The sequence below is a fragment of the Hymenobacter caeli genome, from assembly GCF_013294115.1.
Lineage (GTDB): Bacteria > Bacteroidota > Bacteroidia > Cytophagales > Hymenobacteraceae > Hymenobacter > Hymenobacter caeli.
This window is the reverse complement of sequence record NZ_JABSNP010000002.1, coordinates 232,250-248,688: the sequence shown is the minus strand read 5'-3', so window position 1 is coordinate 248,688 and position 16,439 is coordinate 232,250. Positions and strand designations below refer to the sequence as shown.

General features: G+C 65.4%; 13 protein-coding genes. 6 read left to right on the top strand and 7 right to left on the bottom strand.

Translation table 11 applies throughout. From position 1 onward, the window contains the following. Positions 1-8: 8 nt before the first annotated feature. Entirely contained in the window at positions 9-887 is an 879-nt protein-coding gene (locus HNP98_RS02760) for a DUF4349 domain-containing protein (protein WP_173808521.1), read from the top strand. 74 nt (positions 888-961) lie between these two features. Here HNP98_RS02760 and HNP98_RS02755 read toward each other — a convergent pair whose 3' ends face one another. The 7 genes from HNP98_RS02755 to HNP98_RS02725 form a co-directional block, all read right to left on the bottom strand. Further along, entirely contained in the window at positions 962-1,300 is a 339-nt protein-coding gene (locus tag HNP98_RS02755) for a phage holin family protein (protein WP_173808520.1), read from the bottom strand. Positions 1,301-1,354: 54 nt separating this feature from the next. Beyond that, entirely contained in the window at positions 1,355-2,446 is a 1,092-nt protein-coding gene (locus HNP98_RS02750) for an arginase family protein (RefSeq protein WP_173808519.1), read from the bottom strand. A gap of 113 nt (positions 2,447-2,559) precedes the next feature. Continuing rightward, on the bottom strand, positions 2,560-3,195 hold the full coding sequence (locus tag HNP98_RS02745; protein WP_246274929.1) for a chemotaxis protein CheC: 636 nt from the start codon (positions 3,193-3,195) through the stop codon (positions 2,560-2,562). Between the two features lie 71 nt (positions 3,196-3,266). Next, on the bottom strand, positions 3,267-4,916 hold the full coding sequence (locus HNP98_RS02740) for a chemotaxis protein CheA (protein ID WP_173808518.1): 1,650 nt from the start codon (positions 4,914-4,916) through the stop codon (positions 3,267-3,269). Between the two features lie 117 nt (positions 4,917-5,033). Then, complete coding sequence (locus HNP98_RS02735; RefSeq protein WP_173808517.1) at positions 5,034-5,408, bottom strand: response regulator; 375 nt, start codon at positions 5,406-5,408, stop codon at positions 5,034-5,036. A gap of 91 nt (positions 5,409-5,499) precedes the next feature. Beyond that, complete coding sequence (locus tag HNP98_RS02730) at positions 5,500-6,015, bottom strand: chemotaxis protein CheW (protein ID WP_173808516.1); 516 nt, start codon at positions 6,013-6,015, stop codon at positions 5,500-5,502. A gap of 68 nt (positions 6,016-6,083) precedes the next feature. Continuing rightward, positions 6,084-9,794, bottom strand: a complete 3,711-nt coding sequence (locus HNP98_RS02725) for a HAMP domain-containing protein (RefSeq protein ID WP_246274928.1) — start codon at positions 9,792-9,794, stop codon at positions 6,084-6,086. 258 nt (positions 9,795-10,052) lie between these two features. Between HNP98_RS02725 and topA the strand changes: the two genes are divergently transcribed. The 5 genes from topA to HNP98_RS02700 all read left to right on the top strand — a co-directional run bounded on the left by topA (position 10,053) and on the right by HNP98_RS02700 (position 15,766). Further along, positions 10,053-12,563: a type I DNA topoisomerase gene (gene topA / locus HNP98_RS02720; RefSeq protein ID WP_173808515.1), complete on the top strand. Its 2,511-nt coding sequence runs from the start codon at positions 10,053-10,055 to the stop codon at positions 12,561-12,563. A 164-nt stretch (positions 12,564-12,727) separates the two neighbouring features. Continuing rightward, positions 12,728-13,501, top strand: a complete 774-nt coding sequence (locus tag HNP98_RS02715; protein WP_173808514.1) for a hypothetical protein — start codon at positions 12,728-12,730, stop codon at positions 13,499-13,501. A gap of 56 nt (positions 13,502-13,557) precedes the next feature. After that, positions 13,558-14,223 carry a hypothetical protein gene (locus HNP98_RS02710; protein WP_173808513.1) on the top strand — a complete coding sequence of 222 codons (666 nt, stop codon included), beginning with the start codon at positions 13,558-13,560 and terminating at the stop codon, positions 14,221-14,223. Beyond that, positions 14,202-15,017: a sensor histidine kinase gene (locus tag HNP98_RS02705; RefSeq protein ID WP_173808512.1), complete on the top strand. Its 816-nt coding sequence runs from the start codon at positions 14,202-14,204 to the stop codon at positions 15,015-15,017. The genes HNP98_RS02710 and HNP98_RS02705 overlap by 22 nt, the downstream gene beginning before the upstream one ends. A gap of 80 nt (positions 15,018-15,097) precedes the next feature. Beyond that, complete coding sequence (locus tag HNP98_RS02700; protein ID WP_173808511.1) at positions 15,098-15,766, top strand: response regulator; 669 nt, start codon at positions 15,098-15,100, stop codon at positions 15,764-15,766. The last annotated feature ends 673 nt before the right edge of the window (positions 15,767-16,439 follow it).

Genomic DNA, 16,439 nt, shown 5'->3' with positions numbered 1-16,439 from the left:
GAACGAACATGAAAAACACCTTGGGGGCTGCCCTGGGGCTGGCCGCGCTGTTGTGCGGGTGCAGCCAGGAACGCAAGCCGGAAGAAAACCGCTTGGCCCGGGCCCCGGCCCCGCTGCTGCTGGCGGCCCCGCCGCTCCAAGAAACTAAAAATGAAGACCAGCAGGAAGTTATCGCCACCCCCGACCAGGGGGCCCTGCCTAAACCAGCGGTGGCCCGGGTGGCGGCCGTGCCCCGCCTGCTCATCTACCACGCCGCGCTGCGGCTGAAAGTGGCCAGTCTGCCCCGGGCCAGCGCCCGCCTCGACAGCCTGGTACGCCGCAGTGGGGGCTACACCAGCGCCGCCACCGAAGTGCGGGAAGACGGCCAGTGGCGGCAGGAAACCACCATCCGGGTGCGGCCCGGGGGGTTCGGGAGCCTCCTGGGGGCCCTGGCGCAGCTGGGCACGGTGGAAGAGAAAAAGCTGACCACCGACGACGTAACGGCCGAGCGCGCCGATGTGGCCGCCCGCCTGCGCACTAAGCGGGCCGTGGAGCAGCGCTGCCTGGCCCTGCTCGGCCAGGCCCGGAAGGTGAGCGACATGCTGGAAATCGAGGAGAAAATGGGCGGGGTACGCGAAGAAATCGAAAGCACCGAAAGCCGCCTGAAAACCCTCGACGATGAAGTGGGCTACTCCACCATCACCCTCACTTGCTACCAGCTGCTGCCCATCGCCACGCCCGACGCGCCGGTGGTGTCGCTGGGCAGCCGGCTCGTGGGGGCCCTGTACGGCGGCTGGGAGCTGACCACGGGCCTGCTCATCGGCGCGGTGAGCGTTTGGCCGCTGCTCGTGCTGGGCCTCGCCGGCTGGTGGGCGGCCCGGCGCTGGCGGCGGCGTGCGGCCGTTTAAGCTCCGTTCAACGCGAAAGGGCCCCACCACCGGCTACTTGCCAGCGGTGAGGCCCTTTTGGTGCCAGGGGGTGCTTAGTCCAGCACGGCGTCCACCACGGTGTTCACCACGGCCAGGCCCAGGCTGAACAGCAGGGCGTTGAGGAAGCCGTGCACGTCGAAGCTGCTCATCAGGTAATCGGCCAGCTTGATGATGATGACGTTGATAACCAATGAGAACAGGCCCAGCGTGAGAATATTAATGGGCAAACTCAGAAAGCTCAGCACCGGCTTGACGATGGCGTTGAGGACGCCCAGCACGATGACGAGCACGGCGGCCGCGCCCACGCCGTCGAGGGCCACGCCCGGCAGGATGCGGCTGAGGCCGTACACAAGCACGGCGGTGAGCAAAAACTTGAGGATGAAACCGAGCATGGAAAAGGGAAGGGTGATGAAAAGGGGAATGACGCGGCTTCTACGGCCGCCGCGCTACTCGTGTTTTCGGGCGGCCAGGCGGCCCTGCGACACGGCCATCCAGTTGGCCATCTGGTAGAGCAGGCGGGCCCCCACGATGCCGTTCCAGTCGGTGTCGCCGGGGGCCACCTCGTTGAGGTCGCAGCCGATGATGACGATGCCGGCCCGCACGATGCTGCGGATGAGGTAGGTGGCTTCTTCAAACTCCAGGCCGCCGGGCACGGGCGTGCCGGTGCCGGGGCACAGCTTGGGGTCGAGCCCGTCGATGTCGAAGCTGAGGTAGACCTTGGGCGGCAGCTGGGCGATGATTTTGCCGCACACCTTCTTCCACGACTTCTTGGCGAACCGCTCCTCGCTCAGGAACCGCTGGCTGAACAGCGCCACCCGGCCCTTGGACTGCTCAATGAAGTCGGCCTCCTGCTGGCACCAGTCGCGGATGCCCACCTGCACCAGCTTCGTTACCTGGGGCAGGGCCAGGGCGTTGTGCATGATGCTGGCGTGCGAGTACTTGAAGCCTTCGTAGGCGGGGCGCAGGTCGCAGTGCGCGTCGATTTGCAGGATGGCGAACTCCGGGTGGCGGGCGGCCAGCGCGTCGAGGTAGCCCAGCGGGGTGCTGTGGTCGCCGCCGAGCACCACCACGCCCTGCCCGCCGTCGAGCAGGGCCCCGGTTTTGGCGGCCAGCCAGGCCCGCAGCTGGTCGCCTTCGGCGTTTACGAGGGCAGGCACGGCCAGCATGGCCTTGGCCTGGGCCGCCGGCTCGCCGGCTTCGAGCCAGCCGATGTAGTCGGCGGCCAAAGGGCGCAGGCGGGCGCTGGTGGCGGCAATTTCGGCGTCTTCGGCTTCCAGGGCCAGGCCCAGCTGCCAGGCGTTGGGCAAATCTGGGTCGTACAGGTCCACTTGCAGGGAGGCTTCGTGCACGGCGGCGGGCCCCTGGGCGGTGCCGGCCCGGTAGCTCACGGTTACCTCCCAGGGCACGGGCACCACCACCACCTGGGCCTCGGCGGGCGTGAAGGGCAGGCCAAACAGCCCCGCGTCGGCGTCGCCGGGGGCATTGGGGTCGAACGCCGCTATTTTTTTGGCGCGGGCGGCGGAGCCAGAATCAGGCATCGGATAAACAATTAACAGTTATCAATTAACGGCCAACAACCAGGCGTTAACAGCGAAAAAATAAGGCGAAGCGGCCTCATTGATAACGGTTCACTGCCAACTGTTGGCCAATTTCAGGCCCCGGCCAGTTGCTTGCCGAGGAAGTCGTAGCCGCGGATGATGTCGAGGATTTTCCCGAACGTGATGCGGTCGAAGAACAGCATCAGCGGCAGTTCCACCGAGTTGCCGTGGTCGGAGAACTGGGTGATGATGGAAAAAATCAGCGGTTGCAGCGACTCGCTCGGCAGCAGGTGGGCCATCAGGGCGGCGGTATCGCCGTTGAAGTTGCAGGGCGGGGCCCCGTAAATGCGGGCTTTGAGGATGTTGGCCAGCTGCGTGACCAAGGCCCCGGTGATGATGTTGCTGATTTCGAGCAGCAGCGACTCCTGCAACTCGTTCACCTTGGTGGAGTCGTCCACCTGCATCCGCAGGCACACGCGCGAGAGCCGTTGCACGTGCTGGCCCGAAAAGAACATGAGCGTCGTGCCCGTGAAGTCGCCCCGAATGTCGGACTGGATGACCACGTGGTTGGTGCTGTAGTCCTGCACCCGTTGCAGGATGTCGTCGCTCATCAGCAAGTCCAGGCTGGGCACTTCGAGCAACACCTTTTCCTGCGCGACGATGGCGAACGAGTCGGCGGCCCGGGCCAGGCCGATGTTCAAAATCTCGCGGATGATGTCGCGTTCCAGCTCGGTCATGGATAAATTCATAATGATATTAAGCTAGGGCACCGTGGGCAGCGGGCGGAAAGGATGAGGGCAGCATGAGGCAGTACGGAAAACTACGCCCGGCGGGCAACAAACAAACGGGTGAGGGCGGGCACGTCGAGCACCAGGCACACCTGCCCGCTGCCGAGCAGCGTCACGCCCCCGAATAAATCAATGGCGTCCAGCGGCTTGCTCAAGGCCTTGACGACGATGTTCTGCTGGCGCAAAAACTGGTCGACGAGCAGGCCCAGGCGGCGGTGGTTGTAGTTGACGACCAGCACTTGCTGGGGGCCCTGGAGCAGGGTTTTGTCGGCGGCGGGCAGGGCCTCGGTGCCTTCGGCGTGCAGCAGCTCGCGCAGGGGCACCACCGGCACGGCCTGGCCCTGCACGTGGGCCAGCAGCAGGCCGCCCACCACCGAAAACTCGTCGGGGCGCAGCGCCAGCACGGTGTCGGTGTGCAGCAGGGGCACGGCGTAGGGCCGGCCGTCCAGCTCCACGAGCAGGGCCCCCTTCACGGCGATGGAGGTGGGCAGCACCAGCGTGAACGACGTGCCTTGCCCCAGTACTGAAGCAATGCGCAGCTGGCCCCCGAGCGAGTCCAGGGCCCGCTTCACCACGTCGAGGCCCACGCCACGGCCCGAAATGTCGGTCACCTGCGCGGCCGTCGAGAAGCCCGGCTCGAACAGAAAGGCCCACACGGCCTGCTCGTCGAGGGTAGCGGCCAGCTCGGCGGTGGCCAGGCCGCGCTCCACGGCCTTGCGGCGCACGGCCTCCGTGTCGATGCCGGGGCCGTCGTCGGCCACCTCAATCAGCACGTCGTCGCGCTCGGTGAGGGCCAACAGGCGCAGCTGGCCCACGCGGGGCTTGCCGGCCGCTTCGCGCTCGGCGGGGGCTTCGAGGCCGTGGCTCACGCCGTTGCGCACCAGGTGCAGCAGGGCATCGGTCATGATTTGCAGCACGTTGCGGTCAATCTGCACGTCCTGGCCGCCCAGGCTCAGCTCCACTTCCTTGCCCTCGGCGGTGGCCACGTCGCGCACCACCCGCGGAAACTTGTTCAGCAGCACCCCCACGCCTACCAGGCGCACGTCCATCACGCTGTACTGCAAGTCGTCGGAGATGCGGAACAGGTGGCGGGCGGTGGCTTGCAGGGCCGGGTGGCCAATTTCTTCGGCCAGGGTCAGAATCCGGTCGCGGTCAATCACCAGCTCGCCCACCAGGTTCAGCAGCTTGTCGAGCTTGCGCACCTGGATGTACACCAGGTCGGACAGCTCCAGCTTGCGGGCGTCCTCCTCGGCGGGGGCCTCGGCGTCGGCGGGGGCCGGGGCGGGCAGCACGGGCTCGTCGCCGCGAGCCACGCGGGCCAGGTTGTCGAGCAGCGCGGCCGCGTCGGGCAGGGGCTGGTCGGCCCCCACGGCCCGAATCATGGCCCCCAGTTCGTCGAGGCCGGTGAATACCACCGCCACCAGCGGGCCGGCAAAGGCCCGCTCCCGGTCGCGAATCAGGCCGAACACCGTTTCCAGGCTGTGGGCCACCTCGCCGATGGCGGTGTGGCCCATGGCGCGGGCGTTCGACTTCAGGTTGTGCATGAGCCGGAACAGCTCGTTGAGGGCCGGCACGTCGTCGGGGGTCCGCTCCAGCTCGCTCAGGTGGCGGCTCATGCTTTCGTAGTACTCCAGCGCCTCGGCCATGAACAGCTCGCGGTATTCCTGTTCGCGGGCGGTCATGGGCAGAAAATTGAAAGGTTTATGCCAGAAACTAACGGGTGCGGGCGCGAGCCGGACGTTGGCGCGTAAGCGGTGCCAAACCGGGCTGGCCGAGCCGCCGCAACCGGGCAGCCGATGCTACGCCGCATCGCCCCGCAGCGCCGAGCCCACAATTTCCAGCACCCGCTCCTCCGAAAACGGCTTCACGATGTAGGCCAGGGCCCCGTTCTCGATGGCCTCGTTCACGATGACCTCCTGGCCCACGGCGCTGCACATCACCACTTTGGCGTTGGGCGACTGCTGGCGCAGGCCGCGCAGCACGTCGAGGCCGGTGTTGTCGGGCAAAATCACGTCGAGGGTGATGAGGTCGGGCGCGGTCGAAGCGGCCATTTCCAGGGCCTGCTGGCCGTTGGCGGCCTCGCCCACCACTTCGTAGCCGGCATCGGTGAGCATATTCTTGAGCATCGTGCGCATATAAAAGGAGTCGTCGACGATGAGGATGCGCTTATTCATTATAAAAAGACCAAAAGGGTAAGCTGGGTGAAAATAGAAGCAGCCGGGCGCGGCCGCAGGCTATACGGGCAGGCGCGGCCAAAGGTGCTGATTAATTCGGCAGGCGCAGTATCTCAGTGGCCGTAAGCAACTTGCGCATGTCCAGCACGATGATAACGCTGCCGTCGGGCAGTTTGGCGATGCCCTCGAGGTAGCGCTCCCGCTGGCCGCTGTCCTGCAAAAACTCGGGGGCTGCCTCGATGGCGGCGGCCGGAATGCGCAGCGGGCGCGGCACCTCGCGCACGGCCAGGCCGATGGTGTAGTCGGCCGCTTCCACGGCCACGGTGTAGGAACGCTCGGGCAGCGGCCGGGCCGTTTTCACCAGCCCGAACCGCTCTTCCAGGTCGATGACGGCGATGATGTCGCCGCGCAGGTTGACGATGCCCTTGATGAAGGCCGGGGTTTTGGGCATCCGCGCCACTTCGGGCGTGATGGTGACCTCGCGCACCTGCTCGATGCGGATGCCGTAGTCTTCGCCCGCCAGCTGAAACACGATGAGCTGCACCGTGGCCTCGGGGGCCGGCGGCGCGGCCCGCCCCCCCAAGGGGCTCAAAACGGAATCGGCCATAGGTTGGTGCTTGGTGCTTGGTACCTAGATGATGGTGCTTGAATCGGGCCAAATCGGGTCAGCCGGCCCTATTTGGTGGCGGCTTTGGGTTTGATTCGCTGCGGCCGGGGCTTGGCGGCCGGCCGGCCGTTGGCCGCCGGGGCCGGCATTTCAGCCGGTGCGGGCTTGGCGGCTTGGCGCACGGGGCGGACCGGGCCGGCAGCGGGGGCCGGCGGTGCGGCGGCCGCGGCTGCGTGGCCGTTCTGGCTGGCGCGGGCCACCAGGCGGCGGCGCACCGGCGGGGCAGGCACCGGGACGGGCTCCGGCTCGGCTTCGATGTAGTCGCCCAGCTGGAAGGCCGAGAGGCCCAGCTGCAGGTCGTCGGCGATGTCGGTGAGGCGCTGGCTGCTGGCGGTCAGCTCCTGCATGGAGGCGCTGAGCTGCTGGGCCGTGCCGGCCACCTGTTGGGTGCCGGTGGCGGTTTGCTCGGCAATGGCCACCACTTCCTCCACGTACTTCACCACGTCGCCGATGGAGGTGCGCTGCACCTCGGTGGCCGTGAGGATGTCGCGCGAGGTGCGCAGGGTTTCGCCGCTGCTGGTGGCAATGTTCTTGAAGGCCGCGCTGGCCTCGAAGGTGGCGTTTTTGCCCTTCAGCACCCGCCCTTCCATCGTATTTATGGCGGTGGCGGCGCTGGTGGTGTCCTTGCGCACGTCGTCCACCAGCGTGGCAATCTCGCTGGCCGACTTGCGCGAGCCTTCGGCCAGCTTGCGGATTTCTTCGGCCACCACCGCGAAGCCCCGGCCCGCCTCGCCGGCCCGGGCCGCCTCGATGGCGGCGTTCAGGGCCAGCAGGTTGGTTTGGGAAGCAATGTCGGTAATCACGCTCAGGGCCTTGCTGATTTCCTGGGCCCGGGTGCTGAGCACTTCAATGGTGCGCGAGGTTTGGGAGGCGGCGCTGGAAATCTCTTCCATGTTTTTCACCACTTCGGCCACCGTTTTTAGGCCCAGTTGCGAGGTTTGCTCGCCCATGATGGCCGACTTGTTCACCACGTCGGCCTTGTCGGCCGTTTCCTTGGTGGCCTGCATAATTTCCTCGATCAGCTTGAAGGCCTGGTCGGTTTTGAGGGCCTGGTTCTGGGCCCCCTCGGCCATCTGCTGCATGGCCAGCGCCACGTTGGCCGTCACGCTGCTCATGGCCTGGCCCTTTTCCACCATCTCTTCCGACGAGGTGCCCACCACTTGGGCCGAGTCGTTGATTTCGCTCAGCAGGTCGTTCACGCTCACCACGGCCAGGCTCAGGGCGCTGCTCATGGCTTCGAGGTCGCCGGCGGCCTGCACCTCCACCTGCTGGGTGAAGTCGCCCTCCGAAATGGCCCGCACTACGCGGCTCACCTCCAGCACCGGCAGGGCAATGCTCTCAATCAGGGCGTTGAGGGTGTCCACCAGCTCTTTCCACGAGCCCGACACGTCGGTGACGGTGGCCCGCTCGGTGAGCTTGCCCTCGGCCCCGGCCACGCGGGCCACCCGGCTCACCTCCGAGGCCAGGCGGTTGAGGTCGTCCACCATGCGGTTGATGGTGGCGGCCAGGTCGGCCACCTCGCCGGCCGCTTCCAGCGTCAGCTTGCGGGTCAGGTCGCCCTGGCTCACGGCCGTGACCACCGCCACGATGCCGCGCACCTGCGTGGTGAGGTTGGCGGCCATCGTGTTCACGTTGTCGGTCAGGTCTTTCCAAGTGCCGCTCACGTCGGGCACGTTGGCCTGGCCCCCGAGCTGCCCCTCGGTGCCGACCTCGCGGGCCACGCGGGTCACCTCGCCGGCGAAGATGTTGAGCGAGTCCACCATCTGGCTCAGGATGTTCTTCAGGTCGAGGATTTCGCCCTGCGCGTCCACCGTCATCTTCTGGCTCAAGTCGCCGCGGGCCACGGCCGTGGCCACGTTGGCGATGTCGCGCACCTGGCTCGTCAAATTCGCCGCCATCACGTTCACGTTGTCCGTCAAGGCCTTCCAGGTGCCGCGCACGCCGGGCACGTTGGCCTGGCCGCCGAGCTTGCCCTCGGTGCCCACCTCCCGCGCCACCCGCGTCACCTCGTCGCCGAAGGTGTTGAGCGAGTCCACCATCTGGTTGAGGTTTTCCTTGAGCTGCAACAACTCGCCCCGCACGTTGACGGTGATTTTCTGGCTGAGGTCGCCGCGGGCCACGGCCGTGGCCACGTTGGCGATGTCGCGCATCTGGCTCGTCAGGTTCGAGGCCATCACGTTCACGTTGTCGGTCAGGTCTTTCCAGGTGCCCGATACCCGGGGCACGTTGGCCTGGCCGCCCAGGATGCCCTCGGTGCCGACCTCGCGGGCCACGCGGGTCACCTCGCCGGCGAAGATGTTGAGCGAGTCCACCATCTGGCTCAGGATGTTCTTCAGGTCGAGGATTTCGCCCTGCGCGTCCACCGTCATCTTCTGGCTCAAGTCGCCGCGGGCCACGGCCGTGGCCACGTTGGCGATGTCGCGCACCTGGCTCGTCAAATTCGCCGCCATCACGTTCACGTTGTCCGTCAGCTCTTTCCAGGCCCCGGCCACGCGGGGCACGTTGGCCTGGCCGCCGAGCTTGCCCTCGGTGCCCACCTCCCGCGCCACCCGCGTCACCTCGTCGCTGAACACGTTCAGCGAGTCCACCATCTGGTTGAGGATGTTTTTCAGCTCCAGGATTTCGCCCTTCACCGACACCGTCATCTTCTGGCTGAGGTCGCCGCGGGCCACGGCCGTGGCCACGTTGGCGATGTCGCGCACCTGAGAAGTCAGGTTCGCCGCCATGTTGTTCACGTTGTCGGTCAGGTCTTTCCAGGTGCCCGATACGCCGGGTACTTGCGCCTGGCCCCCGAGCTGGCCCTCGGTGCCCACGTCCTGGGCCACCCGGCTCACCTCGCCCGCGAACAGGTTCAGCGAGTCCACCATCTGGTTGAGGTTCTGCTTGAGCTGGAGCAGCTCGCCCTTCAATTCCACGGTCACCTTCTGGCTGAGGTCGCCGCGGGCCACGGCGGTGGCCACGTTGGCAATGTCGCGCACCTGAGAAGTCAGGTTCGAGGCCATTACGTTCACGTTGTCCGTCAACTCTTTCCACACGCCGCCCACGTTGGGTACCACGGCCTGGCCGCCCAGGCGGCCCTCGGTGCCCACTTCCTGGGCCACCCGGCTTACTTCGCCGGCAAACACGTTCAGGTTGTCAATCGTCTTGTTGATGGTTTCGGCCATTACCTTGAAATCGCCCGATACCGGAATCTGAAACCGCTCGTCGAGGTTGCCGCGGCTGATGTTTTTGAGCACCTTACCCACTTCCAGCACCGGCACGGCGATGCTGTCCACCAGGCCGTTGATGTTGTTGATCATGTCGCGCCAGAAGCCCGACGAGCCGTCGACGGCGGCGCGGGCCTTGAGGTTGCCTTCCACGCCGGCCACCTTGCTGATGCGCGACACCTCGCCGCCCACCCCGCCGATCATGGCCACCATCGAGTTGTAGGCCTCGGCGATTTCGGCGAAGATGTCGTCGTTCTGCTTGGTCAGGCGCACGCTCACGTCGCCCTTCTTAAAGGCGTCGAGGGCGTAGAGCACCCGGTTGAGCTGGTCGTTCACGTAGCCCGGGTCCTGGGTATCGACGGAGCCGCGCGAGCTGCCGCGCTTACGGGTCAGGTCATTAGTGGTGCGCGTCATATCGGTGGAGACGCCGTGGGCGGGGGCCTCCGCGGGCGCGTCGGCCGGGGCAGCGGGGGCCCGCCGGGGCTTGGGTGGCGAGGTCTTCGGGGAGGCCATATATAAAGGAGTGCTGACGAGGGAGGGGAAGGGGACGGCGCGGCAGGGCCGGCGAAGGTCGCGCACGGGGGCCGCATTGGCAAAGATAGGCGGGCCGGCGGGGGCCGGAAACCGGGACGGGGGCGGGGCTGTTGCTAGGCCCGGGGGCCCCGGGCAGGATTATTCCGACATCTTTGCCCCCGCTTTTCAATCTCCGGTTGCAGTTATTGCGTTACATCTACCCTACCCGCTTGCTTGCTCGCTACTCCTTTCCCCTTTATGGTTAAGAATTTAATTATTGTCGAATCCCCGGCCAAGGCCAAAACCATCGAAGGCTACCTGGGCCCGGACTTCGTGGTGCGCTCCAGCTACGGCCACGTGCGCGACCTGCCGAAGGACAACAACGCCATCGACATCGCCAACGGCTTCAAGCCCACCTACGTGGTGTCGGCCGACAAAAAGGAGTTGATTGGCCAGTTGAAGAAGCTGGCCAAGGAGGCCGAGCTGGTGTGGCTGGCGAGTGACGACGACCGCGAGGGCGAGGCCATTTCCTGGCACCTGGCCGAGACGCTGAACCTGGCCCCGACCAAAACCCGGCGCATCGTGTTCCGCGAAATTACCAAAAACGCCATCCTGGGGGCCATTGCCAACCCCCGCGAGGTGGACCAGAACCTGGTGAACGCCCAGCAGGCGCGCCGCGTGCTCGACCGCCTCGTGGGCTTCGAGCTGAGCCCCGTGCTCTGGAAAAAGGTGAAGCCCGGCCTGAGCGCCGGCCGCGTGCAGAGCGTGGCCGTGCGCCTGGTGGTGGAGCGGGAGCGCGAAGTCAGCCACTTCCTGAGCGCCAGCGCCTACCGCGTGGTGGCCCGCTTCGACGCCGGCCGCGGGGCCGTGCTGGAGGCCGACCTGCCCACCCGCTTCAAAACCCGCGCCGAGGCCGAAGCCTTTTTGAACAGCTGCGTGGGGGCCACCTACCGGATTGAGAGCCTCGACAAAAAGCCCGGCAAGCGCAGCCCGGCCGCGCCCTTCACCACCAGCACGCTCCAGCAGGAGGCCTCGCGCAAGCTGGGCTACTCGGTGGCCCAGACCATGAGCGTGGCCCAGAAGCTGTACGAAGCCGGCAAAATCAGCTACATGCGGACGGACTCGGTGAACCTGTCGCAGGACGCGCAGGCGGGGGCCCAGGCGGCCATCACGGCGGCCTACGGGGCCGCGTACCACCACCAGCGCACCTTCAAAACCAAGTCGGCCTCGGCCCAGGAGGCCCACGAGGCCATCCGCCCCACCGACTTCGGGGCCGTGAAGGCCGGGGGCGACGCCTCGGAGCAGCGCCTCTACGACCTGATTCGCAAGCGGGCCATGGCCTCGCAGATGGCGGAGGCCGTGATTGAGCGCACCACGGCCGTTATCGGCATCAGCACGCTGCCGGGCACCACGTTCGGGGCCACCGGCGAGGTCATCACCTTCGAGGGCTTCCTGAAGGTGTACGCCGAGAGCAAGGACGACGAGGACGAAGACGAGGACGGCGCGGCCAAGGACAGCGAAAGCAGCTTCTCGCGCGGGCTGCCCCCGCTGAGCGTGGGCCAGGCCCTGCCCTTGCAGCGCCTGAGCGCCACGGAGCGGTTTTCGGCCCCGCCGGCCCGCTATACCGAGGCCTCGCTGGTGAAGAAGCTCGAGGAGCTGGGCATCGGCCGGCCCAGCACCTACGCCCCCACCATCAGCACGGTGCAGAAGCGCGGCTACGTGGAAAAAGATACCCGCGAGGGCAAGGAGCGCAAGTTCCACGTGCTGACGCTGGCGGATGCCGAGGTGCAGACGGAGGTGAAAACCGAGAACTACGGGGCCGAGAAAGCCAAGCTGTTCCCGACCGATACGGCGATGGTGGTCAACGACTTCCTAGTGGCGCACTTCCCCACGGTGGTGGACTTTCAGTTCACGGCCAAGGTGGAGGACGAGTTCGACCAGATTGCCAACGGCCACGAGGACTGGACGAAGATGCTGACCGGCTTCTACGGCAAGTTCCACGCGACGATTGAGGCCGGGCAGGACATCGAGCGCAGCACGCTGGGCGGCACCCGCGAGCTGGGCGTGCACCCCGACACGGGCGACAAAATAACGGCCCGCCTGGGCAAGTACGGACCCTACGTGGCCCTGGGCGACCCCGACGGCGAAGTGAAACCGGCCTACGCCAACCTGCGCAAGGGCCAGTTCATCGAGAGCCTGACGCTGGAAGAGGCCCTGGAATTGTTCAAGCTGCCGCGCATCGTGGGGCAGTTCGAGGACAAGGACATGACGGCGGCCCTGGGCCGCTTCGGGCCCTACGTGCGGCACGACGGCAAGTTTTTCTCCCTCACCAAGGAGCAGGACCCCCACACGATTACCGGCGACGAAGCAGTGCTGCTGATTGAGAACAAGCGCAAGACTGACGCCGAGCGCCTCATCAAGGCCTTTCCCGAAAACCCCGACATCCAGGTGCTCAACGGGCGCTTCGGGCCCTACATCGTGGCGGGCAAGAAGAACGTGAAAATCCCGAAGGGCGAGGAGCCCGCCGACCTCACCCTGGCCCGCTGCCAGGAGCTGGCCGACGCCACCCCCGACAAGCCCGCCAAGGGCGGCCGCTTCGCCAAAAAAGCCGCCCCGGCCGAGAAAGGAGCCGACGAGCCGGCCAAGAAGAAACCCGCCGCGGCCAAGAAGCCGGCTGCCAAAAAAGCCACCGCCGCGGCCAAGAAGCCGGCGGCCAAAGCGGCGGCTCCCAAAAAAGCGGCCCCCAGGAAGGCCGCCGCCGCCAAGTAGCCGGCCCGCGGCCAGCAATGGAAAAAGCCCGCCTTGCGCGGGCTTTTTTGTGCCTGCACGAGGCGTAGGAAAACAAATTCGACAAAAAGCCCGGCTATATAGAAATCCTTTGGGGTTGGCTTCTACCTTTGAACGGTTCAACCAACTCCTTCCTTTTTACCACAATGGCAAACGCTACCCCTGGCCTCCTTACCCCCGACGAGTTTGATCGGTACACCAAGCAGTGGCTGGCCGCCGCGGCCGACGCCAAAGCGCTGGCCGCCTGCTTCGCGGCCCCGGGCGGCAAAATGCCCAACGTGCAGTTTACGCTGCAACAGGTGGTGCAGCTGGTGTCAACCGTGGGGGGCCGCTTCGTGAAAGCGCGTTTCTTGGTGACGGACGACCACAAGTTCTCCGTGGCGCTGTTCGTGACCGATGCGGCCGACCAGCAGCTGTCGGCCTACTACGTGCCGCTGGCCGCCGCTAACGCGGGGGATGCGGCGCAGGAAGTAGTGGCGGCCCGCACGGCCGCGTCTCCCGCGCAGGTAGCCGTGCACGCCACGCAGGTGCCCCACAACCTGGTGCGCGAGTGGCTGCTCAACTGGGCCAAAGCGGGCCCGGCCACGCCGGCCATGTTCACCACGCCCGCCGGGGCCGCCGCGGGCCCTCTGCGCGGGTACAATTTCGACCTGTCCGACTTCATGACCCCGCTCTACAACGCCCAACCATTTGACCAACAGAACGTCTGTCTGAACTTCACCCTGCACGAGTTTTACGCGCCCGTTAGTGCGGCCCTGACACAAACCTTCGGGCTGGCGATGCGGCTTTACAACCCCACCGAGAAGGGTGCGGCAACAAGTAACATAGCGGCGAAGGACACGACAGCGGAGAGTGCGGCAACAGCTTCGGATGACCCATTCTTTGACATAGGCCAGCCCAGCCCGCCCGCTCCTAAATAGGTCCGAGGAAAGCGTAGCTATCTTTCATTGCTGGGCAATGGCAATCGATTTGACAGATGTCTGACACCAAACAACTTACGTTCGCATTGGTATCGGGGCGACTTACTTTGGTACCAGTCGTCCTGGCAGCCGTCATCGGTTTTGTGCGTTTTCGTCAACTTCCCAACAACCTACGCTACCTCGCTGGGCTTGCTTGGTTTGAACTACCCCTTGAGGTAGCGGGGTTATTAATTATTTTTCAGCACGGAAACAATTTATTCTTAATGCCCATCTATATAGTGGGCGAACTCGGGCTGCTTGTCCTAATTTATCAACACACTTTACACTCGGCCACTTTCACCAAAACCGCGCAATGGTTAATCGTAGGATTTGCGATTTACGTAGCGTTCGACAGCTTGGTATCAGCTCCTGGCCTTTCTTCGTACAGGCCTGGGCAACAGGTAGTTCAGAGCGTATTTATATTAGGATTAGTCGGGTTATATTTTCGTAAGTTGCTCAACGAGTTATGGGTAATGAGCCTGACGCGCGAACCAATGTTTTGGGTATCTGTTGGGCTGTCTATTTATTTTTTGGGCTACCTGCAAATTGCCCTTTTTAGCGATTACATGCTACGGCATTATTCTTTGCAGACCAACCGGAATATCTGGTCGGTTCAAAACGTACTCCATATCCTGCTCCACTCCTGCTACTGCCTGGCCCTATGGATGCGCCCAGCGAAGTAGCGTTCGGCCAGCTGCTCTTCGGGGGCATCGGGTTCATGCTGCTGGCGGCGGCGCTGCTGGTGGTGTTTTTGGTGACGTACCAGAAGCGCCTGCTGCAACAGCAGCTGCGGCTGCGGGCCGCCGAAGCCGAGTACCAGCAGCAGCTGCTCACGGCCGTGATTGAGGCCCAGGAGCGCGAGCGGGAGCGGATTGGCCGCGACCTGCACGACGGCATCGGCTCGACCATTGCCACGGCCAAGCTGCTCGTGAACCGCCTGGGCAGCGGCCCCCCGGCCGACGACGCGGGGCAGCTGCTCGGGCTGGTGCAGGAAATCATGGGCGCGGCCGTGCTCGACGTGCGCAGCATCTCGCACAGCCTCTACCCGGCCGTGCTGGCCCGCTTCGGCCTGGCCGAGGCCCTCCAGCACCTCGTGGACGTGAGCAACGAAACCGGGGCCCTCGCCATCGGGCTGGCCGTGGACTACCCCCGCCCCCTGCCCCTGGCCGAGGAGCTGGCCCTGTACCGCATCTGCCAGGAGCTGCTGCACAACGCCCTGAAGCACGCCCGGGGCGCCACCCGGCTCGACGTGCGCCTGCGCCAGCAGGGGCCCCGCCTGGTGCTGGAAGTGGAGGACGACGGCTGCGGCTTCGTGCCCCTGGCCCCCGGGGCCACCAAGGCGGCCAGCGGCGGGGCCGGCCTGCGCAGCATCGAGGTGCGGGTGCAGATGCTGCACGCCCACCTGCGCCAGCAGTCGGCCCCCGGCGCGGGCACCCGCATGGCGGTGGAAATGGACGCGCCCGAGCCCGCCGGCTAACATTATGGCGGGGTTTTGAATTGATGCTACCAGCGGCCGGTACGGACGAGGTACGCCGGCGGCCGCCCAATTTTATTTCTATGCCCGTCATCGATTACCCGGTTCGGATTGCGCTGCTCGACGACCACCCGCTGTTCCGGCAGGGGCTGCGGTACATCCTGCAAGCGCTGCCCTACGTGGAGGCCGTGGTGGAGGCGGGCGCGTTCGACGAGCTGCGGGGCCTCTGCCGCCAGCGCGTGCCCGACGTGCTGCTGCTCGACCTGCAAATGCCCGGCATGGACGGCCCCGAAGTGGCCCAGCGCCTGCTGGAAGAATTTCCGGACCTGAAAATCATCGTCCTGTCGATGTTTTCGGCCGACAAGTTCATCACCCAGATGATGAAGCTGGGGGCCCGCAGCTACCTGCCCAAAGACGCCGACCTGGACCAGCTGCGGGCGGCCATAGAGGACGTGCTCACCACGGGCCACCACTTCACGCCGGCCGTTTCGCGGGCCCTGGTGCGGGGCGTGCAGCAGCCCACCCGCCAGCCCGCCACCCGGCTGCCCGACCCGGTGCAGCTCACCCCCCGCGAGGAAGAAATCCTGCGCCTCATCTGCGAAGGCCGCACCGCGGCCGAAATCGCCGGGCAGCTCTTCATCAGCCGCCGCACCGTGGAAGGCCACCGGCAGAACCTGCTCGAAAAAACCAGCGCCCCCAACTCGGCCGGGCTGGTGGTGTACGCCGTGCGCCACGGCCTGCTCGACGCCTAGCGCGGGTCCGAAATCAGGGCACGTGGCGGCCAGTGGAAGCGCGAACGTTGTAGTTCGCGCTACGACGCACTGATTCTGAATACGTTCTAACTAGCGGATTGAAATTAATTTCCCAGCGTCTCCCCGCCGTTTCAGGGGCTACATAGCGTCTGCGGGTGCAGCGCTGCAGAGCCGCTTTGCACAGCCGGTGCGCTGGAGGGGTACCCCGCGCACGTAGGGTGAGGGGGGGCCAGATTTTTTGCTGAATTAGCAAAAAATCAGAACGTCATGCCGAGCGCAGCGAAGCATCTTTCCTGCCCCAATTGGCATATTAGCTACGCGGGAGAGATGCTTCTGGTGACGTTCTGTTGCGTGCCGTTTTTTATTCGAGAACAACCCTCCAAAAAAGCAGGAATGTCAGCCGTCGGATTTAAGCCAACCCTATAATTACCGGACGCACCCCGCTCTTTTAGGAAAGGGCCCGGCTGAGGTGCGCCGCCCATGTGGAAAGGCCAAACCGGCTGGGTAAAGCCGTGGCCAGTACCGGGGCTTGCCCCCGGAGTACCGCGTAGAAATACGGGGTTTTTAAAACGGGTGTTTCTACGCTGAAATCGGCGGCGGGAAGGGTGCTGTTTTGCGTGCGTAAACAGCCGGCACTTCCACACTTCCAGTCCTTTCACCGCTATGAAAACAG